Source organism: Lacinutrix sp. C3R15 (genome assembly GCF_018860825.1).
Lineage (GTDB): Bacteria > Bacteroidota > Bacteroidia > Flavobacteriales > Flavobacteriaceae > Oceanihabitans.
The window spans coordinates 392,481-413,554 of record NZ_JAHKPZ010000004.1 but is presented as its reverse complement, the minus strand read 5'-3'; the positions used below and the strand labels follow the sequence as shown (position 1 = coordinate 413,554).

Annotated in this window: 20 protein-coding genes; 15 read left to right on the top strand and 5 right to left on the bottom strand. The window is 31.6% G+C overall.

Translation table 11 applies throughout. From position 1 onward, the window contains the following. Window positions 1-26 precede the first annotated feature (26 nt). The 4 genes from KO494_RS01825 (at window position 27) to KO494_RS01810 (ending at window position 5,085) form a co-directional block, all read left to right on the top strand. On the top strand, window positions 27-1,391 hold the full coding sequence (locus tag KO494_RS01825) for a TlpA disulfide reductase family protein (RefSeq protein ID WP_215965875.1): 1,365 nt from the start codon (window positions 27-29) through the stop codon (window positions 1,389-1,391). A gap of 154 nt (window positions 1,392-1,545) precedes the next feature. Continuing rightward, entirely contained in the window at window positions 1,546-2,505 is a 960-nt protein-coding gene (locus KO494_RS01820) for a YHYH protein (protein WP_252730223.1), read from the top strand. Between the two features lie 129 nt (window positions 2,506-2,634). Further along, window positions 2,635-4,479, top strand: a complete 1,845-nt coding sequence (locus KO494_RS01815; protein WP_215965874.1) for a PLP-dependent transferase — start codon at window positions 2,635-2,637, stop codon at window positions 4,477-4,479. Window positions 4,480-4,482: 3 nt separating this feature from the next. Further along, window positions 4,483-5,085 carry a hypothetical protein gene (locus tag KO494_RS01810; protein WP_215965873.1) on the top strand — a complete coding sequence of 201 codons (603 nt, stop codon included), beginning with the start codon at window positions 4,483-4,485 and terminating at the stop codon, window positions 5,083-5,085. On the opposite strand, the gene KO494_RS01805 is transcribed toward KO494_RS01810, so the two are convergent. Then, window positions 5,062-5,727 carry a class I SAM-dependent methyltransferase gene (locus KO494_RS01805; protein ID WP_215965872.1) on the bottom strand — a complete coding sequence of 222 codons (666 nt, stop codon included), beginning with the start codon at window positions 5,725-5,727 and terminating at the stop codon, window positions 5,062-5,064. The two genes, KO494_RS01810 and KO494_RS01805, sit on opposite strands and share 24 nt — an antisense overlap. A gap of 161 nt (window positions 5,728-5,888) precedes the next feature. Between KO494_RS01805 and KO494_RS01800 the strand changes: the two genes are divergently transcribed. The 5 genes from KO494_RS01800 (at window position 5,889) to KO494_RS01780 (ending at window position 9,203) form a co-directional block, all read left to right on the top strand. Then, a complete protein-coding gene (locus KO494_RS01800; protein WP_215965871.1) occupies window positions 5,889-6,452 on the top strand; it encodes a TetR/AcrR family transcriptional regulator in 564 nt (187 codons plus the stop codon). A 69-nt stretch (window positions 6,453-6,521) separates the two neighbouring features. Next, the gene (locus tag KO494_RS01795; protein WP_215965870.1) at window positions 6,522-7,085 is read left to right on the top strand and encodes a carboxymuconolactone decarboxylase family protein; all 564 of its coding nucleotides are present in this window, start codon (window positions 6,522-6,524) and stop codon (window positions 7,083-7,085) included. A gap of 71 nt (window positions 7,086-7,156) precedes the next feature. After that, the gene (locus tag KO494_RS01790; RefSeq protein ID WP_215965869.1) at window positions 7,157-7,804 is read left to right on the top strand and encodes a DsbA family oxidoreductase; all 648 of its coding nucleotides are present in this window, start codon (window positions 7,157-7,159) and stop codon (window positions 7,802-7,804) included. Window positions 7,805-7,844: 40 nt separating this feature from the next. Further along, complete coding sequence (locus tag KO494_RS01785; protein ID WP_215965868.1) at window positions 7,845-8,510, top strand: peroxiredoxin-like family protein; 666 nt, start codon at window positions 7,845-7,847, stop codon at window positions 8,508-8,510. Between the two features lie 6 nt (window positions 8,511-8,516). After that, complete coding sequence (locus KO494_RS01780; RefSeq protein ID WP_215965867.1) at window positions 8,517-9,203, top strand: haloacid dehalogenase type II; 687 nt, start codon at window positions 8,517-8,519, stop codon at window positions 9,201-9,203. Window positions 9,204-9,227: 24 nt separating this feature from the next. On the opposite strand, the gene KO494_RS01775 is transcribed toward KO494_RS01780, so the two are convergent. From KO494_RS01775 to KO494_RS01765, 3 genes are all read right to left on the bottom strand, one after another. Then, window positions 9,228-9,587, bottom strand: coding sequence for a YraN family protein (locus KO494_RS01775; RefSeq protein ID WP_215965866.1), 360 nt, complete (start codon window positions 9,585-9,587; stop codon window positions 9,228-9,230). Window positions 9,588-9,719: 132 nt separating this feature from the next. Next, window positions 9,720-10,130 (bottom strand): hypothetical protein, encoded by a 411-nt coding sequence (locus KO494_RS01770; RefSeq protein ID WP_215965865.1) that lies wholly within the window; start codon window positions 10,128-10,130, stop codon window positions 9,720-9,722. An 8-nt stretch (window positions 10,131-10,138) separates the two neighbouring features. Then, window positions 10,139-11,155 carry an LD-carboxypeptidase gene (locus KO494_RS01765; RefSeq protein WP_215965864.1) on the bottom strand — a complete coding sequence of 339 codons (1,017 nt, stop codon included), beginning with the start codon at window positions 11,153-11,155 and terminating at the stop codon, window positions 10,139-10,141. A gap of 150 nt (window positions 11,156-11,305) precedes the next feature. Here KO494_RS01765 and metG point away from each other — a divergent pair, with 150 nt between their 5' ends. The 5 genes from metG to KO494_RS01740 all read left to right on the top strand — a co-directional run bounded on the left by metG (window position 11,306) and on the right by KO494_RS01740 (window position 17,581). Beyond that, window positions 11,306-13,372 (top strand): methionine--tRNA ligase, encoded by a 2,067-nt coding sequence (gene metG, locus KO494_RS01760; RefSeq protein WP_215965863.1) that lies wholly within the window; start codon window positions 11,306-11,308, stop codon window positions 13,370-13,372. Window position 13,373: 1 nt separating this feature from the next. Then, window positions 13,374-13,838, top strand: a complete 465-nt coding sequence (locus tag KO494_RS01755) for a hypothetical protein (protein ID WP_215965862.1) — start codon at window positions 13,374-13,376, stop codon at window positions 13,836-13,838. Window positions 13,839-13,871: 33 nt separating this feature from the next. Beyond that, window positions 13,872-14,657, top strand: a complete 786-nt coding sequence (locus KO494_RS01750; RefSeq protein WP_215965861.1) for a copper resistance protein NlpE N-terminal domain-containing protein — start codon at window positions 13,872-13,874, stop codon at window positions 14,655-14,657. A gap of 81 nt (window positions 14,658-14,738) precedes the next feature. Continuing rightward, the gene (locus KO494_RS01745; RefSeq protein ID WP_215965860.1) at window positions 14,739-16,856 is read left to right on the top strand and encodes a Tex family protein; all 2,118 of its coding nucleotides are present in this window, start codon (window positions 14,739-14,741) and stop codon (window positions 16,854-16,856) included. A gap of 248 nt (window positions 16,857-17,104) precedes the next feature. Next, window positions 17,105-17,581: a hypothetical protein gene (locus tag KO494_RS01740; protein ID WP_215965859.1), complete on the top strand. Its 477-nt coding sequence runs from the start codon at window positions 17,105-17,107 to the stop codon at window positions 17,579-17,581. Between the two features lie 92 nt (window positions 17,582-17,673). Here the strand turns inward: KO494_RS01740 and KO494_RS01735 are convergent, their stop codons facing one another. After that, window positions 17,674-18,342, bottom strand: coding sequence for a TIGR02594 family protein (locus KO494_RS01735; RefSeq protein ID WP_215965858.1), 669 nt, complete (start codon window positions 18,340-18,342; stop codon window positions 17,674-17,676). A 389-nt stretch (window positions 18,343-18,731) separates the two neighbouring features. Here KO494_RS01735 and KO494_RS01730 point away from each other — a divergent pair, with 389 nt between their 5' ends. Next, window positions 18,732-21,059 (top strand): chondroitinase-B domain-containing protein, encoded by a 2,328-nt coding sequence (locus KO494_RS01730; RefSeq protein ID WP_215965857.1) that lies wholly within the window; start codon window positions 18,732-18,734, stop codon window positions 21,057-21,059. Window positions 21,060-21,074 lie beyond the last annotated feature (15 nt).

Below are 21,074 nucleotides of genomic sequence, written 5' to 3'. Positions count from 1 at the left end.
TGAAACACTTTAAAGAAAAAATTATAATGACTAGAAAATTACTTTTTTTACTCGCTTTATTACCAAATCTATTATTAGCTCAACATACCATTAAAGGTACATTTTCTCCTGCTGAAGATTATAAGTTTGCAATTCTTTATAAAGTAACACCAACAACCTCTATTTATGTAAATAATGCAGAAATAGATAGTATTGGTAATTTTGAGTTTAAACTAGATACTACAGTAAATAAAGGCATGTACAGAATTGTATATGCATTACCTCAAGACGAATATAATTTTGACTTTATTTACAATGCTAAAGAAGATATAGCGCTTACTTTTAATGTAAATGAAGGTGCTAAATACACAAAGTCACAAGAAAACAAAATGCTAAATGCATACACCAAAAGTTTACAAGAAGCAAGCAAAAGTATTAATGCTTACTACGCTAGTAACAACCAGAACAGTACCGAATTCAATAAAGTATTTAATGTTTTAGCCCAAACCCAAAACGAATTTGAAAAAGCTTCAGAAGGCATGATCGCTTCACACTTTATAAAAGCAAGCAGACCTTATATTCCAACAAAAATGGAAGATGCTAAAACCTTTTCAGAAAACATAAAATCTAATTATTTCAGCAATATAGATTTTAGCGATACTATTTTACAAAGCTCTAGTTTTTTAATAGAAACGGTTTTAAATTATGTCTTTAATTTTTCAAACCCAACAGATAAAAACCAAGGCTATAAAGACCGCATAGACATCACTAATTTTGTTATTGGAAAAAACCCAGAAGTTAAAGAAACCATTATAGAGGTGCTGTTTAATCAATTTGCAGAAACAAATAATGAAGAAGTTGCTAACTATATTTCAGACAAATATTTATTGCCAATTGCAAAAGCAAAAAAAGATAACGATTTAATAGAAAAACTAACGGTATATAAAAACACATCTATTGCTGCACTTGCTCCAGACTTTAATTTTGAAGTTTCTAATAACAAGAAAACAGAACAAATAAACTTACATGACTTTAATGAAGCTGCACAATATGTAGTAGTATTTTGGAGCAGTACCTGCTCACACTGTTTAGCAGAACTGCCTAAGTTTCATAAATATGTACAAAGTTTAGAAGCAGGAAAACTAAAAGTAATAGCCATAGCTCTAGAAGATGACTTTTACAGATGGAAAGAAAAAACCTATGACTTTCCTGAATTTATTCATGTTTACGGTGAAGGAAAATGGCAAAACCCTATAGGTGATGCCTATGGTGTAACTGCTACACCAACCTATTTTATTCTAGACACTAACAAAAAAATACTTGCAAAACCGTATGATTTTCCTGCTTTAGAAAACTACTATAAAGAACACCCTATTGTAGTAAAAAAAGAACATGTGCAACTTGATGATTAATTATAAAAACAAGACGCAACACTTACTCTAAGCATTTAAAAGAAATCAATAAATTAAAAACACTGTAGTAATACCACTACAGCTATTTTAGATATAATTTACTAAATTAGTTGTAGTAATTAATACTAACTGCTGTCTATAAAATCAAACTAATATGAAAAAAATAAATCCAACATTTTACTTTTTAACTTTATTAAGTTTTATAGCACTAAGCTCTTGTAAAACAGATAAAAAAGAAGCTACAGAAAATAGCACAAAAGTAGTTCCTGTAAATAAAGCATATTTCATTCAAGAAAACCTATTAGAAGAAATTACCCAAGAAACGGTAGACCTTAACGGAACAGAAACCCTTTGTTACAAAATAAAAACCAACTCTCGTGCTAGTGAGCACCAAATGGGTCCTTGGTGTCCTAGACATATTGAAGACGGAAAAGAAAAAGCTGGTATTTGGTTTAAAGATGGAAAAGTATATGACGTGTCAGGACATTTTATTGCTTCTCTTGATGAGTTTTATAGCGATAACAAATGGAAACTATATAATGAAGATGGCTCTATAAGAGTTACAGATACCGAAGAAGGTTGCTTAGCAGCTGCAAAACCAGATGTAGAAGAAGCCTACCAAAACCATTGTGTAGAGTGCTTACCAGAATATTTTAAACACCAAACAACAACCTACTACCTACCTGTTACTCCGGTATATTTAGAAAAAACCCAACGTTTTGGTAGAGGCGGAATTGGGTTAGCTTTTAACGGAGTTAAATTTGACCCTCCAGCACCAACACACGCCATATTAGCAGCACACACCATTGCTCCTTTAGATGATCATGGTGGTCACGTAAATCCACATGGTGGCTACCACTATCACGCAGTTACTGGGTCTACAAAAGAGGTAGAACAAACAGATACGCATGCACCAATGATTGGTTATGCTCTTGATGGTTTTGCTATTTTTGCCTTATTAGATAAAGAGGGAAATAAACCTACAGATTTAGATGATTGTGGTGGTCATGTAGATGCTACAAGAGGGTATCATTACCACGCAGGAGCTCCTGGAGATAACCAGATTATTAAATGCCTACATGGTCTTTCTGGTTACACACGAATTCAAGAGTAACAAAACAAGTATATCTAACCAAAATTAAAACCCTATTGCTTTAAAAAGGTAATAGGGTTTTCGGTATGCAAACATTTTATCAAAAAAACTAATTAGCCTATCTTTACCGCTTATTTAAAGTCTATGATTATGAAAGAAAATAAAATGCTAGTTTACATGAATGAAGTTTTAAAAAATATGCCAACAGGTTGGTTAAGCACAACCACGCATAGGTTAGATATTTATGACGAAAAATTAGCTAAAGTTCAATTTCTACAAGAATTTGAATCCTTATTTAACACCAATAATTATGAGGCTTCTGCACTAGATGCATTACCAACTGCTTATGATTATATTCGTTTAGGGCATCCTTTATCCTGTGTTCTAGAGTGGGCAATTGCTAAAACGCAGCATGTAAATGCCCAAAATGTAATTAGTTTTGATTCTAAAACCATTCCTGTTTTAGCCATTCTTAGAAAGAATTTGTTTGCCAATAAAAAAACTCAAATTCTATACTCAGGAAACTTACCATCCTGCTTTGATGCCAAAACAATACAACAAGTATATGGTTATCTATTTGAACTAAAACAAATAGAAAAGGTTTCAGACATCTCTGCCTTTGACGGAAGTACCATTTATATTTCTGAAGAAAATAAAATTGGTAATTTTAATCTACATGCAAATATTGATTTTCACATTCAGCTTCACGCACATCTCGGAAGCATTTTAGTGGTTAATGGTGAGCATAATGAAAATTATATTTCAGATATTCAACATGTTCGAAGAAGAGAAACCATTGCTATGACTCCTGCAAATGCACTTATAGCCTTAAAAGCTTTAACTGCACAAACTACTTTTAATGTAAATAAAACAAATGTAGAACCAAATAAAAAACTGGTAGTACAAGCAATAAATAAGGTTACCAATACAAACACCAAAGCACTGGTAGCTTCTAGTGGTTTATCTATACAGTACGCTATTTTAATGGGGTTAATTCATGATGCATTAGAAAACCATAAAGGCAAAACCATTAAAATTATTGTTCCTCCAAACTGTTATGGTGGCACTAATGATCAGGCAAGACGTGTTGCTGCTTGTCTAGACCATGTAGATATAGTAGATTTACTAGTAGATGGTGATAATGATATGGTACAAAGTATTCATAGCGTTTTAAACCAAATTGCAAGCCAAGATGCTGTGCCTTTAATCATAGCAGAAATACCTACAAACCCAAGGGTTGAAGTTCCTAATCTTATAGAACTAAAAGAAGCATTAACCAAACAACGTAAAACACCTACTGGTGAAATTGCAATAGATCCTGTTTTTATTTTAGACCAAACTTTTTGTCCTAATGTGCACTTTTTAGGCGAAGAAGATATCCTTTCTTCGGTAAGAACCATTTCTTTTGCTAGTGGCTCTAAGTTTCCTAGTGGCGGAAAATGTACTGCTGGCTACTGCGTAGGAAACAATAAAACCATTGCATTAATAGAAAAAATAGAAAAACATTTAACGCTTTGTGATAATGAAGCTACAGCTTTTCAATATGAAATTTTAGCAGAACAATTGCCTTCTATGAATCAAAGAATTATAGATGCTTATAAAAACACCAGAGCATTTGTAAACTTTATTCACAAAACCTTACCTGAAGCTAAAATTAATTTTGTTTCCGAAGAACTGGCAGAACAAGGGTTTACACCTTCCGTTTTTTCATTAGATCTTCCTACAAAAGGAAATACAGACCAAGAAAGAGAAACCTACAAAAGAGCCTTAAATTTAAAACTAATACACTTAATGATTACCAAAATTCCAGACGAAAGTAAATTTTGTGTTAGTTACGGACAATTAAAAGGATGCTATTGGACCATTCCTGCTACCTCAACCCAAGGAACCACAAAAGAAGGAGACAAAGACTATATTGTACGTGCATCTCTTTCTCCTAACTTAGATCTAGAACTACATAAAAAAGTGTTTTTAGATTTTGTAGAAAGTATATAGCCTATGCTTTACATTAAATTTAATATTCAGGACCTTTCTAAATTTGAAGATTTTAGAAAATTATACCAACACATGCAATGTACAAGAGAACCTGGTTTTAACTTTAATCAAGATAATAGTGACCCAGAAATAGATTGGGATAAAAAGAAAACACAAGAAGAAATTGATGCAGCAGTTAAAGAATTAAGTGATTATTTAGACCAAAGCTCAGCATTTCATAGGTATCAAGAACATATCCCATCTTATGTAAATACCTTTTATAATAACTATCTGGAATATGATAATAATAAATTAGGGCAACTAGGTACACTAGATACTATTTCTATTTTTAATTATTTAGAAGCTGGTTTTGAGGTAGAACTGGTACAACTTACTAAATTTAGAAAATCAGGAATTCTTAAATTTACTACTGCAAACTATCCTTTTGGTGGCTTAGAACGCTTTTTTATTACACTAAAAGCTTATCATTTAATAGCAACAGAATGTTATAATGGCTTTACCACTAACAAAATAGAATGGACTTCTAACTTTGAGTACAACGAAATAGAAATACCTAAAAAGAACTCCTTTTTAATCCAACTTTTACACCTTATAACACGTAGTTAAAACCATACCTTTATTCTTTTTTAATACTACAGAAAGTAAGGATTTCACTTCGGTTACTTTAAAATTAAATGGAGCTGCTAACACATCTAAACCACTTTGCTTTTTTAGGCGAATTCCTTGCCCAGAAACAATATCTAAGTTTGGTGTAAAATCTCCTTCAGGAACATGTTCTGTAAGAATAACATATTGGTAATTATTTAATTTACTTATTATACTTTGCACCTCTGCATTAGAGAGGTGTTGTAATACTTGTCTTAAAATCACACAATCTGCATTAGGTAAATTATCTTTAGCAATATCTAAACATTGAAACGCTAAATTTTCAGCTTTAAAATGTGCTTTATTATAAGTAATAAGGTCTTCAACAATATCTACAGCAATATATTTTTTGGTGTATAGAAGCAATTGCCTACCAATATTAAAATCACCACAACCTAAATCGCAAACAGTAAGTTGGTTATTAAAACTTTTTAAAAAGCTAGTAACAGCAGTAACATAAGGATCTACTAGTTCTGGATTATGAGATCCTTCTCCAGAATAAAAACTAGAAGCATTATCACCCCAAAGTTTCATGGCATACACTTGCTCCATAGCGTCTTTGGTTGGCCAAGGCTTCTTTATTTTTTTCTCTTTCTTTTTCATACAAACCTAATTGCTTACACAAACTAATTACGCTATTTAAAAATACTATTAAATCAAATATACACAAGCAAACTATAAATAAAAGTTAAAACCTTTATTCGTTTCTAACCAATTGTTTAGTTTTGTTCTTGAATTAGATTTTTTTTACACAAAAAATAATCATGGCAAGAAAAAAAGAATATAACGAAGATGAAGTAGTAGAAAAAGCAATGCTCCTTTTTTGGAAAAACGGCTATGAAACTACCTCTATGCAAATGCTTGAAAAAGAAATGGGCATAAACAAGTTTTCTATATATTCTAGCTTTGGTAATAAGTATGGCTTGTTTTTAGAAAGCCTAGAGTGTTATAAAGAAAAGGTAAACATTATATTAAATAAGTTTAAAAATGCTTCTAATGGTGTAGAAGATATTAAACAATTTTTTTATGATTCTGTAAGTTCTAATTTTAAAGACGACAACTTAAAAGGATGTTTATTAACAAACACCTATAATGAGTTTTCAGAAAAAGAAGATGTATTAATTAAACAACAAATGAATGTATTTATGGATAATTTAAAATCCATTATCATTGAAAAGTTACAAACAGATACATCTAAAGATGAAGAAACTATAGCACAACAAGCCAATTATTTATTATTAGCAAAACATGGCTTAGCAGCAGCAGCAAGAGTAAACACAAAAAAAGAGATTGAAGATTATATAGAAATGATTTTCAAAAATATATAAACCCTTTTTTTTACCCAATAACTAAACGATTGTTTAGAAATAATTAACATAAATAAAAAAAGAAAAATTATGACATCATTAAAAATTCAAACTTTAGAAACAGCACCAGAAGAGAGTAAACCTTTGTTAGAAAAATCACAAAAAGGATTCGGAATGATTCCAGGCTTACATGGTGTTTTATCTGCATCTCCACAAATATTTGAAGCATACCAAACCCTACATGAGCTATTTACACAAACTTCTTTTAACGCAGAAGAATTAACGGTTGTTTGGCAAACTATTAACGTAGAGCATGCTTGTCATTATTGCGTTCCTGCACATACTGGTATTGCAAAAATGATGCAAGTAGACGATTCTATTACAGAAGCTTTACGTAATGAAACTCCTTTAGAAAACGCTAAATTAGAAGCTTTACGTACCATGACCCTAACCATTACTAAAAACCGTGGTCATGTAACCCAAGAAGACTTAGATACTTTTTATGCTGCTGGTTATGGTGAACAACAAGTATTAGAAATTATTTTAGGATTGTCACAAAAAGTAATTAGTAACTATACAAACCATATAGCAAATACACCAGTAGATGCACCATTTCAAAAATTTGCATGGTCTAAAGAAAATGTGGTTTCTTAATCCCATAAGACCACAGGTTGATTGATAGCCATAAACCTTCCGTTAATTCGGAAGGTTTTTATAAAAAAACTATGAAAGAAAAACTAAAAATAGATATCGTTTCTGATGTTGTTTGTCCTTGGTGTACCATTGGATATAAACGTTTAGAAAAAGCGATTTCAGAATTAGAAATAGAAGACCAAATTGAGATAGAATGGCAACCGTTTGAATTAAACCCAAATATGCCAAAAGAAGGCCAAAACGTAACAGAACATATAGCAGAAAAGTATGGTGCTACCTTAGAGCAACAAAAAGAATCACAACAGCACATGAAAGATGCTGGCGCAGAACTTGGTTTTACTTTTGATTATTTTGATGGTATGCGCATGGTAAACACTTTTAATGCACATGTTTTATTAGAATATGCCAAAAAATTCAACAAGCAAACCGAATTAAAAATGGCACTTACTAAAGCTTTTTTTAGTGATAGAAAAGATGTTTCTAAAGAGAATATTTTAAAAGAAACGCTACTAGACGTTGGTTTAAATGCAACAGAAGCACTTGCAACATTAAAAAATGAGGAAGCTCGTTTACAAGTAAGAAACAAACAAAACTACTGGAAAAACTTAGGTGTAAACTCTGTACCAACTATTGTTTTTAACAGAAAAAGTGCTGTTACAGGAGCACAACCAGTAAACACCTTTAAACAGGTATTAACAGAGCTACTTACCCAACAATAAACCATTTACCCTAAATTTACAATAACAACACATTACCAATATGGACACAAAAAAAAGTAACGAAGAATTAGATACCTTATTAGCTATAAAACGAAAAGAAGGTGCTGCAAAATTTACAAAAGAAAAAAATCAAATTTACGCAGATGGTATTGCTAGTGTAGCAAATTCTGGAGTACTGGATAATGCGTTACATGTTGGTGATACAGCTCCAAATTTCGCATTAAAAAACGCTCTAAACCAACCTATTTCTTTATATAGCGAATTACAAAACGGACCCGTAGTATTAACATGGTACAGAGGTGGTTGGTGTCCTTATTGTAATATTACATTACGTTATTTACAAGAAAAATTACCCGAAATTAAAAAAACTGGAGCAACACTTTTAGCATTAACTCCAGAATTACCAGACAACTCCTTAAGTACTGCAGAAAAAAACAATTTAGAATTCACTGTTTTAAGTGATGTTAGTAATACCGTTGCAAAAGAGTATGGTGTAGTTTTTACCTTAACCAATGAAGTAGCTTCTATATACCAAGAAGCCTTTGGTTTAAACCAAGTAAATGGTAATAACACAAACAAATTACCTCTAGCTGCTACTTATGTTATTGATACTAACGCAACCATTCAATATGCTTTTTTAGATGCAGATTACAGAAAACGTGCAGAACCTTCTGAAATAGTATTAGCTTTGAAAAAGCTGAAATAAAAAATTATGATACAAGCCAAACCAAAAGTATTATTCTTTGATGTAAACGAAACACTTTTAGACCTCGCCATTATGAAAAAGCAGGTAAAAGGTGCTTTAGGAGGTAAAGAAGATTTATTATCATTGTGGTTTACTACCATGTTACAGTATTCTTTGGTCATGTCTGCCAGCAAGCAATACAAACCTTTTGGTTATATTGGTGCGGCAGCTTTACAAATGGTAGCTGCCAATAACGGCATTACACTTACACAAGAAAAAGCACGCGAAATTGTTGTAAAATCTATGCAAAATTTACCTGTACATCCAGAGGTAAAAGAGGCTTTATCAGTACTAAAAAACGAAGATTACAAATTAGTTGCGCTTACAAACTCATCTAAAGAAAGTTTAAAAAACAAGTTTGAAAATGTTGGCTTAACCAATTATTTTGATGCTTTGTTAAGTATTGAAGCGGTAAAAAAATTCAAACCCTTTACAGATACTTATCATTGGGCGGCAAGTACCATGCAAGTAAAACCAGAAGAATGTATGCTTATTGCAGCACATGGTTGGGATGTTGCTGGAGCACTTTGGGCTGGTTATAGAGCTGCATTTGTTAGCAGACCAGGACAACAAGTATTTCCGTTAGCACCACAATGCGAAATTAATGAAACAAACTTAAAAAAAGTAGCAGATATTCTCATTACTTATAACTAGTAAAAAAAGCAGCATTTACATACATTAAAAATGATAAAAAGCATTTTCTAAATGCTCTATTTCAAATTTTTTACCTGTTTTAACTATGGCAATAATATCAAAACGCACCTCAACGTCTAGTTTGTTTGTTGTTACATATTGATCTACTGCATTTACTATTCGCTGTATTTGTTTTGGTTTTAAAAAATCTTGTGGATTCCCAAAATTAATAGTCGATCGTGTTTTCACTTCAATAATAGCAAGGGTTTCTTTTTGTTTAGCAATAATATCTACTTCTGCTTTTTGGTATCTGTAATTACGTTCCATAATTTCATAACCATTTTGCAATAAATAATCTACTGCTAACTCCTCTCCTTTTTTACCAAGTTCATTATGTTGCGCCATCTTGTTCCTACGCAGGCAGAAATTTCTTCATGCCTACTAAATTGTTATTCACACGCCAGCCCTCAGACAGACAAAAAAATGGGAATTTTATTAATTACTCTTTTTCTTTACCACGAATACACAAATACTTTTTTAAAATCTTTCAGCAAGCTTAAGCATTTGATTTACAAAACTTAAAACTGTTGTAGTTTCTTTGGTAAACTTGAAAAAATCAAAAATCTGTTGAGGCAATTCTTTGTTTAATTTTTCAGTTTCATCTTCTGTTAATTTCTCAAATGATTTAAGCCAACCTTCTAAATATTCTAAACCTTTGTAAGTTAAATGACTTGCATTATTCCCAATATAACCTTTATTTACAGATAAGTATCTTACATTTTGATTATATATATGATCATTAAAATCATTACCATAAAGTTCTTTAATAGATTTTTTTAAACCATAGATCTGTTTCATAGCTTCCCCTTGACTTTCAATGTATAATTTAAACAAAACTATATGTCTTATAAGCTCATTAGATTCAAGAATTTTTAATGCTTCATTCATAAATATTTCTAGTTTTCAAAAACAATAGTACTCGCCTCTTTACCAACTGTAATTGTTGCATTTCTACCAAGAATTAAAGCACGATTATCTTCTTCATGTCCTGCAGGCATATTAAATACAATCGGAAAATCATATTCTGCCAATGCATCTAAAATAAGTTGTTCTACAGAAGTTCCCCAAAGCGTGGTATTTTTTCGCAGTTTACTCATGTCACCAACTATAACACCTTTGCAGTTTTCAAAATAACCAGCACGTTTTAAACTTTGTAGCATTCTATCAATATGGTATTTGTACTCTCCTATTTCTTCAATAAACAAAATTTTTCCAGAAGTATCCATACTAGTATCAGATCCTAACATGGTATGTAAAATGGTTAAATTACCTCCAACCACAGGAGCGGTTACTTTTCCTGTTCGGTTATAAGCAGATCCTTTTAAGGTATACGCTATTGGCTTACCAAAAAGCGCATCTTTAAAACTTGCTATACTTTCTTTTATTTCACTTACATCTTTAGGTAAACTTACACACATAATAGCATGTAAAGATTCCACCCCTTGATTATGTACTTGATTATGCAATGCCGTAATATCACTATAACCAATAATCCATTTTGGGTTTTGTTTAAATTTGGTATAATCTAATTTATCTAAAATCCTAACGGTTCCGTAACCTCCTCTTGCACTCCAAATAGCACGAATTGTAGGATCGTCTAATGCTTTCTGAAAATCTTCACATCGTTCTGCATCTGTTCCTGCAAAATGGTTGTCTTTACTAAAAACATGTTCTCCTACTACCACTTTTAAATTCCAACTTTTAAGTAGGTTTATAGCTTGTTCTACTTCAGAATTTCTGTTTTTTAATATTCCCGAAGGAGCAACTATAGCCACAGTATCTCCTGCTTTTAAATAATCTGGTTGTATCAAAGTAATTGTTTTTTTTAAGCTATAATTTTGTGCGGAAAGACTTAGGTTTCCGAAGAAAAAAAACACACAAATTATATGTAATAAGATTCCTTTTTTAGTCATAATGTAAATGTACATTTTTTTTCTAAATCGCTCTTAAAATGTGTACTTTTGTAGCTTCAAATTTAATTGGCATCCATTTGTCTCCTCGAGCGCAGTCGAGAGGTTTTAAAGTAGGTCTCGACTGCGCTCGACCTGACAGAAATTATAAAAATGAGTACACCTAAAAGATATACTATTACTGCAGCTTTACCTTACACCAACGGTCCAATTCATATTGGTCACTTAGCAGGTGTTTATGTGCCAGCAGATATTTATGCACGTTTTATGCGTTTAACAGGAAACGACGTTGCTTTTATTTGTGGTAGCGATGAACATGGAGTTCCTATTACTATTAAAGCAAAAAAAGAAGGCGTTACACCACAAGACATTGTAGATAAATATCATGCAATTATTAAACAATCTTTTGAAGAATTCGGAATTACTTTTGATAACTATTCCCGTACTTCTGCTAAAATTCACCACGATACTGCTTCAGAGTTTTTTACAACACTTTACAATAAAAACGAATTTGTAGAAGAAGTTACAGAACAACTATATGACGAAGAAGCAAACCAGTTTTTAGCAGATAGATTTGTTATTGGTACTTGCCCAAAATGTGGCAATGAAGAAAGTTATGGAGACCAATGTGAAAACTGTGGTACTAGCCATAATGCTACAGATTTAATTAACCCTAAATCTGCAATTACAGGAAACACGCCAACCTTAAAACAAACCAAACACTGGTTTTTACCATTAAATAAACACGAAGAGTTTTTAAGAGAATGGATTTTAAAAGGCCACAAAAAAGACTGGAAACCTAATGTGTACGGACAAGTAAAATCATGGATTGATGATGGTTTACGTCCGCGTGCTGTAACCAGAGATTTAGATTGGGGAATCCCTGTACCTCTTGAAGGCGCAGAAGGAAAAGTTTTATATGTTTGGTTTGATGCACCAATAGGTTACATCTCTTCTACCAAAGAATGGGCAGCACGCGAAGGAAAAAATTGGGAACCGTATTGGAAAGACAAAGACACCAAACTAGTACATTTTATTGGTAAAGACAATATTGTATTTCACTGTATTATTTTTCCAGCCATGTTACAAGCAGAAGGCTCTTATATTTTACCAGATAACGTACCTGCCAATGAGTTTTTAAATCTAGAAGGTAAAAAACTTTCTACTTCTAAAAACTGGGCCGTTTGGTTACCAGAATACCTAGAAGATTTTCCTGGCCAACAAGATGTACTGCGTTATGCACTAACAGCAAACGCTCCAGAAACCAAGGATAATGATTTTACTTGGAAAGATTTTCAAGCAAGAAACAACAATGAACTAGTTGCCATTTTTGGAAACTTTATCAATCGTGTGGTTGTTTTAACCAATAAATATTACAACGGAATTGTTCCAACTCCAAGTGATTTCACAGAGGTTGACGAAGAAACTTTAGCAGCAATAAAAGCATATCCAAACGTAATTTCTAGCTCTATTGAAAGATATCGTTTTAGAGAGGCTGGACAAGAATTAATGAATCTTGCACGTTTAGGAAACAAGTATTTAGCAGACGAAGAGCCTTGGAAAGTTATTAAACAAGACGAAGCACGTACCAAAACCATCATGTATGTAGCATTGCAAATTGCTTCGGCTTTAGCAACATTAAGCGAACCGTTTTTACCGTTTACTTCTACCAAACTAAAATCAATTCTTAATATTGCATCTAACGAAACCAAAACCACTTGGCATGAAGTTACCACCAAAGAGGTACTACTTCCTGCTGGACACCAAATAGGAAAAGCAGAATTACTTTTCTCTAAAATTGAAGATGCAACCATTCAAAAACAATTAGATAAATTAGAAGCTAGTAAAAAAGCAAACGAAATAGCTAATGCAGTTGTAGAGCCTCAAAAAGAAACCATAGCTTTTGAAGATTTTACCAAACTAGATATTCGTGTTGGTACCATTCTTGAAGCTGAAAAAATGCCAAAAGCCAAAAAGCTTTTAGTACTTAAAGTAGACACAGGAATAGATGTAAGAACCATTGTTTCTGGTATTGCAGAAAGTTTTACAGCAGAAGAAGTTGTAGGTAAAAAAGTAACCGTTTTAGTTAACCTTGCTCCTAGAGCATTACGTGGTGTAGAAAGTGAAGGTATGATTTTAATGACAGAAACTCCAGAAGGTAAATTGGTTTTTGTAAATCCTGATGACAAAGCTGTTAACAATGGTTTACCAATAAGCTAAGATGAAAAAAATAGCAACGCTACTTATTATATTGCTAGTTGTATCTTGTAAAACTGTAAAAACTAAAAGTGCACCAACCTTTAATTTATCTGATGACTGGTTACTTACAAAAGTTTCTTTTATTGAGCCAGACAGCTATGACAAGATTATACTGTTTAATGATGCAACAAACCAATGTTTTAAAGATAGTCGCTGGCATTTTAACCCTACAAGTAAAGATGGTACGTATGCTATAAACGATCTTTATTGCACCTATGGTAAACGCAACCTTTCTTTTAGGTTTTTAAAAACCGAAGAAAAAACAGGCTATGCTCACATTGTTTTAAACACAAAAAATAAAAAAGGACTTAGCAATAATTACAGAATAAAAATAACAGAGCTTACAAATACATCTATGCAATGGCACTATGTGGTTTATGTAAAAAACAAAAGATATACCATTAACATGCAATTTGAAAAAGCTTAAAAAAAAATAACACGTAATACAAACGCATTTAAAATGAAATTAAAAAGCATTAAATTAATAGCAGTACTACTAATTTTAGTTACTAGTTGCAACTCTAACAAAAAGGAAAACACCAACACTAGTACAGATAATAAAACAGTAACAGATGTGCATAATAGTGAAATAACATTAGATTGGCCAGGTACTTATACAGGAACAATCCCTTGTGCAGATTGCGAAGGAATACAAAAAACCATTACCATTAATAAAAACAAAACGTTTACTGCTACAGAAAACTATTTAGGAAAAGAAGATGCAGAATTTACTAGTAAAGGTATTTTTAAATGGTCTGAAGACGGACGAACAATAGTGCTATCTGATGCTAATAGAACCTCCTTTTTTGTAGGCGAAAATATTCTAACACAATTAGACAAATCAGGTAATAAAATCACAGGAAAAACGGCTAAATTGTATATCTTAAAAAAACAAAATACTACTATAGTAACCACACCATTTACAAAAACCAAATGGAAACTTGTTGAACTTCTTGGAAAAAAAGTGGAAAACCCAAATGCATATATCGCTTTTTCTGAAGAAGAAAATATGGTTTACGGAAACGGTACCTGTAACAGTTTTAACGGAAGATATGAAACACTAAATGGTTATAAAATTAACATGTCTAACATAACTGGAACTTTAAAAGCTTGTACAGATATGAGTACAGAAAAGACTTTTTTTAGTATTCTTGAAACAGTAGACAACTACACTATTAAAGGAGATAAAATGACACTTAACAGAGCAAAAATGGCTCCTTTAGCTCTTTTTGAAGCTGTTAAATAAACACATCCCTGTTTTACAACAAACCTTGTAGTCTAGTACTGCAAGGTTTTTTTATTACTTTTCTAGCATTAAAACTGTATTATGATTTCTTTTATACGCACTAAAACCCAACTACCAGAATCTTCAATAAAAAACACCATTGCGCTTTTAAATGAAGACTGTACCATACCTTTTATTTCACGTTACAGAAAAGAACGAACCGGAAATCTAGACGAAGTACAAATAGGAGATATTGTAAAATACAAAGAAGCGTTTGAAGCTTTAGAAAAACGAAAATCGGCCATTTTAAAAGCATTAGAAGAACAAAATGTTTTAACTGCAGAACTACAATCTAAAATAGAAAAGGCGCAAAACGTTACTACACTAGAAGATCTTTACTTACCCTTTAAAAAGAAACGAAAAACGAAAGCAGAAACTGCTAGAAAAAACGGATTAGAACCTTTGGCTAAAATTATTATGAGCCAAAATGCTTCCAATATAGAATCTATAGCTTTTAAATATGTAAAAGGAGAAATCACATCTATTGAGGATGCCTTAGAAGGTGCTAGACATATTATTGCAGAGTGGATTAACGAGCGTACAGACATTAGAAACAATCTAAGAAGCCAGCTAGAGCGTTACGCAATGATTTCCACGAAAGTGATAAAAACAAAAAAAGAAGAAGAAAAAGCACAAAAATTTAGAGACTACTTTGATTGGGAAGAATCTTTAAGTAGAATACCATCACACAGATTACTTGCTATTTTAAGAGCCGAAACAGAAGGTTTTATTCGTGTAAAAATTGACATTGATAAAGAACGTGCTTTACAAAAAATAGAGAGCAGAATTATAAAATCTAATAACACTTGTGCAGAACAAATAGAACTAGCAATAGCAGATGCATACAAACGCTTGCTTTTACCTTCTTTATCTAATGAGGCCTTACAACATGCAAAAGACAAAGCAGATGAAGCCGCAATACAAGTATTTGCAAAAAATTTAAAACAACTTTTATTAGGCTCACCAATAGGTCAAAAACGTGTTCTTGCCATAGATCCAGGGTTTAGAACCGGTTGCAAAGTAGTCTGTTTAGATGCACAAGGACAATTAAAATATAACGAAACTATTTATCCGCATCCTCCTAAAAACGATAGTATTGGAGCCATGAAAAAGATTAGTTCTTTAGCAGATGCTTATAAAATTGAAGCTATTGCTATTGGTAACGGAACCGCTTCAAGAGAAACCGAAGCCTTAATTAGAAAAATACATTTTAAAAATGCTATTCAGGTATTTGTAGTTAGTGAGGCTGGTGCAAGCATCTATTCGGCTTCTAAAATTGCTCGTGAAGAATTTCCAGATTATGATGTTACAGTAAGAGGCTCTGTTTCTATTGGTAGACGTTTACAAGACCCTTTAGCAGAGCTGGTAAAAATTGATGCAAAATCTATTGGTGTTGGGCAATACCAACATGATGTAGACCAAACCAAACTTCAAAAACAATTAGACATTGTTGTTGAAAATTGTGTAAACGCAGTGGGTGTAAATATTAATACTGCTAGTAAAAGCCTACTAAGTTATGTTTCTGGTATTGGACCAAAATTAGCAGAAAATATTTTTATTTATAGAAATGAAAATGGCGCTTTTTCTTCTAGAAATGAAATAAAAAAAGTACCAAGATTAGGTAATAAAGCGTTTGAACAAGGAGCTGCTTTTTTAAGAATTAAAGATGCTAAAAACCCTTTAGACAATTCTGCTGTACACCCTGAAAGCTATAAAATTGTGCAAAAAATGGCCAAAGACTTAAATACATCTGTAGAAGATTTAATAGGAAATACAGACCTACTTAAGCAAGTAAATTTAAAAAATTACAGTTCTGCAACTATAGGTTTATTTACACTTGAAGATATAATTAAGGAGCTTGAAAAACCAGGATTAGACATTAGAGAAGAAGCCAAGGTTTTTACTTTTAATCAAAATATTAAAACAATTAATGATTTAAAAGAAGGCCAATTACTACCAGGAATTGTAAATAACATTACCAATTTTGGCTGTTTTGTAGATGTTGGTATTAAAGAAAGTGGTTTAATTCATGTTTCTAATCTTTCCGACTCTTTTGTAAAAGACGTAAATGATCATGTGCATTTACACCAACAAATTATTGTTAAAGTTATTGAGGTTGATGTGCTTAGAAAACGAATTCAATTAAAACTACACCAATAATTTTTAAAACTAAAAAAAACATGTTTTTTTTAGCAAAAATTACCGTTAATGCGTTATATTCGCACTTTGTCGATTAAATATCTGTCAAAAAACACAGTTTTCCCTAACAATAGCATTTAAATGTTTAACAAAAAACACTTTTTCTTAAACATTTAACAAAGCATTTTTTAAACTACTGAATCACTAGAAAAAAGGGGTCTGGTTTTCAATAATTTAAATTTTGTTATGCTAGCAATATGAATAGCAAAATGATTAAAAAATTAGTCTTCATTCCCTTATCGTGCCTTCTATTACTTGCATTAAAACCATCTAATGATGCTTCTTCAGAAAGAATTCTTAAAGATTACTGGTTACTTGATAAAGTGTCTTATATGGAACCCGATTTTTATGACAGAATAACACTTTTTAATGATGTAACTAACCTTTGTTTTGAACAAAGTCTTTGGAGGTTTAGTGAGTTAAACAATACAGGAACTTATTCTATAAATGATCTTTATTGCGCATACGGAAAAAGAAAGATATCTTTTGATATTGCTAAATCTGCTAACAAAAAAGAGCAGTATGACGTTGTATTAAAAACAAAAAAAGACAATGGTGAAACAGAAAGCTTTAAAATTAAAATAACAAAACTTTCTAAAAACACCATGCAATGGAACCATACTACTTGGGTAGATAACGAACCTCATACACTTAAAATGAGTTTTGTTAAAAAGCAAGCGTTATAGTTTTAACTAACGCTTCTGTAAAAGATTCCATTTAAGTTCTTCATTTCTAGAATAGACAAAAGAACACTTTTGCCCAACAAGAGTTTTATATGTTAGGTATTCAAAATATGGTATAAAGTTTCTCTAGATTCACTACCATAAATACCATCTATAGTTATTGCATTTTCCTCTTGAAACTTTAAAAGGGCAGCCTCTGTTTTTGGCCCAAACACACCATCTGCACTACCTGTTAAGTAGTTTAGCTTAATAAGTATCTTTTGTAAAAGTTTTACTTTATCACTACTGTCTCCTTTTCTTAAATACCCTGTTGGTATTTCTAAATCTTCTTTTAAATTATCTGTTAAACTTCTAAACTCAATAATTCTGTCTAAAGGAAAAGTTTGAATATTCACTTGGTTATCTTGATTTCCGCCAAGACAATAAATAGACTTTCCACTTTTTGTGTAACCCAGAAAAAAACCAACATGACCAAAAGGACCATTAATATCAGTTCGCCAAAAAACTACAACATCTCCAGGCTGTGGCCAAACGGTTTTCTTGCCAACTTGTAACCAACTCCTGGCCATTGCATTATGAGACATTTCTAAATTTGCCTGTAAAGCAACCCAATTTGCAAAAATACTACACCAAGCTACCTCATCATTACCAAAATCTAAACCTGTCATTTCCTGGTATTCTAAAATACGCTCATTGTGTGCAGAACCACTAATTTCTTTTTGGCCTAATTCGCCAAAAGCAATTTTTAAAGTATCACCTAACATATATATATAATTTAAACGTTTATTAAGCTGCTATTAAAAACTTAGGGAAAGAAATTTCTTTAATAAATTTAACAAAAAAAGGCGTTACAAACTGCTTAATTTTAAATTTTATTAATAATTATTTGCGAATTAAATAAATATCTCTATTTTTGGTAAACCAATCTGGTTAACCAATTTATTGTTCTATTCTATTTTTACGAAGACGCACCTTCTTTAAGTAAATAGTATTGTATAAATAAAAAAACAATATAACACGCTCAAACACTAGTGTTTTACTTATTTAAAAAAGTGAAATTTAAGCGTTAGAAAATAAATATTAAAACTTAAAAAGGTCTTTAAAAAACAAAAGCCCTTTTTTCTTTTTAAAACAACAACCTAATTCATTAGTTATGAAAAAAACAGTTTGTATTCTATTTTTATCCATACTACTTATAGCTTGTAAAGAAGAAACAAAAAACAGCTTTATTAAAGTAACTAATATAGAAGAATTAAATTCTGCAATTAATCAAGCCAAACCAGGAGACCATATTGTTTTAGCAAACGGTATTTATAAAGATGTTGAAATTAATTTTAGAGGAAAAGGCACCAAAGAAAAGCCAATTACTTTACAAGCAGAAACTCCTGGTAAAGTAACCATTGAAGGAAAATCTTATTTAAAATTTGGTGGTGAATATCTAATAGCGGAAGGATTACATTTTAAAAACGGTTTCTCACCTTCAAATGCAGTAGTAGATTTTAAAATAAGCAACAAAGATACATTGGATGAAATTGCATACAATTGCAAACTTACCAATTCTGTTATTGAAGATTTTAACAAACCCAAACGCGATAACAGCGATTTATGGGTACAGTTTTGGGGAAGAAACAACGAACTAAGCAACTGCTACATTGCCGGAAAAACAAATAGAGGTCCTACTGTAAGAGTAAGTATTGAAGGTATAGAAAGCATTAATAATTACCATCAAATTATCAATAACCATTTTGGGCCACGACCTGTAAAAGGAGGACCAAGCGGAGAAACCATTCAACTAGGTAATAGTTTCACCTCTATGTCACCAAGTCACACCTTGGTTGCTAATAACTTGTTTGAAGAGTGTAATGGTGAAGTAGAAGTAATTTCTAGTAAAACTAATTTTAATGAATTTAGAAATAATGTTTTTTACAAAAGTGAAGGTTCTTTAGTAACACGTCATGGTAACTATAGCATTATTGACGGTAACTATTTTATTGGAGATGGCATCAATAAAAACATTGGCGGCATTAGAATTATAAACACAGGACATTGGGTTACCAATAACTATTTCTTCAACTTAGTTGGCACAAGCTTTAGAAGCCCTTTAGCAGTAATGAATGGTATACCTAAATCACCTTTAAACCGTTACAACCAAGTAACAGATGTGGTAATAGCTTACAACACGTATGTAAACTGTAGTTCACCTTGGCAATTTGGTGTAGGTACAAATATTGCACAAGCAGACGTTTTACCAAAATCTGAAATACGCTCTGCAAGAGCTATTAGAACAACCCTTGCTAATAATGTTATTTATAATAAAAAAGGATTAGAAAATATTGTAGTAGAAAATGATAAAGCAGATGGTGTTACTTTTAAAAGTAATATTATAGACAATCAAGGGGTTACTTTCAAAGATTTTAATGGTGGTATTACTGCTTCGTCTTTAGAGTTAAAAAAAGTATCCGATAATATTTTTATTCCAACAGGAATGCCTTCAGAAATAAAAGCGTATAACGGATTTGATTTTAACACGATCACAAAAGATTTATTTGGTAACTCAAGAAAAAACAGTAACAGTATAGGAGCGGTTGTAAATACAGAAGTTACTAACCCGAATATTTTAGACAAATCAAAATATGGTACTTCCTGGTATTCTAACGTAGTAGAAGCTAAAACCCCAACAACACATATTGTAACTAAAGCCGAAGATTTACAAACTAAAATAGATCAAGTTAGCAATGGCGATATTATTACTGTAGCAAAAGGTATGTATACAATAAACAAATCTTTAGTTATCCATAAAACCATAACTATTCAGTCTAAAGAAAATGAAAAAGCGCAACTCGTTTTTTCTGGTAAGGCAAACACCCCTTTATTTTCACTACAGTCTAAAGGAAAGCTAAGTATTAACAACATAATATTAAAAGGAAATTCTTCTAATTATGCCTTTGCCAGCTTAAAAGAAAACATGGCAAATCATTTTGGGTTAAACGTTTCAAATACAGAAATCAGCGATTTTAATTATGTATTAAAAGTGTATAAAGAATCCTTTGCAGAACGTATCACTTTTGATAACACCTCTATTTCTAACTGTGAAAATGGTATCGAATTATCTGAAGAAACAAATGACAAAGGGGATTACAATACAGAATATTTAACCATTAAAAACTGTAATTTTAATAACGTAAAACAAAACGTTGTTGATTATTATAGAGGTGGTTATGACGAGTCTACCATTGGCGGAAACCTATTAATAACCAACAGCACTTTTACCAATTGTGGTGTAAACGAAAAAAACAAAAGACTGCTAAACCACAACGGAATTGTTAATGTAGATATTAACAACAATACATTTAAAGACAATAAGGTACAATTTGTTTCTATTCTTTGGGGAGCAAAAAACAATGTAGAATCTAACAACAGAATAACTAATTCTGGACAAATAAAAACCGAAGAAAACTTAGTGATGAAGTTAATGTACTAACATAAACTTTTCCTA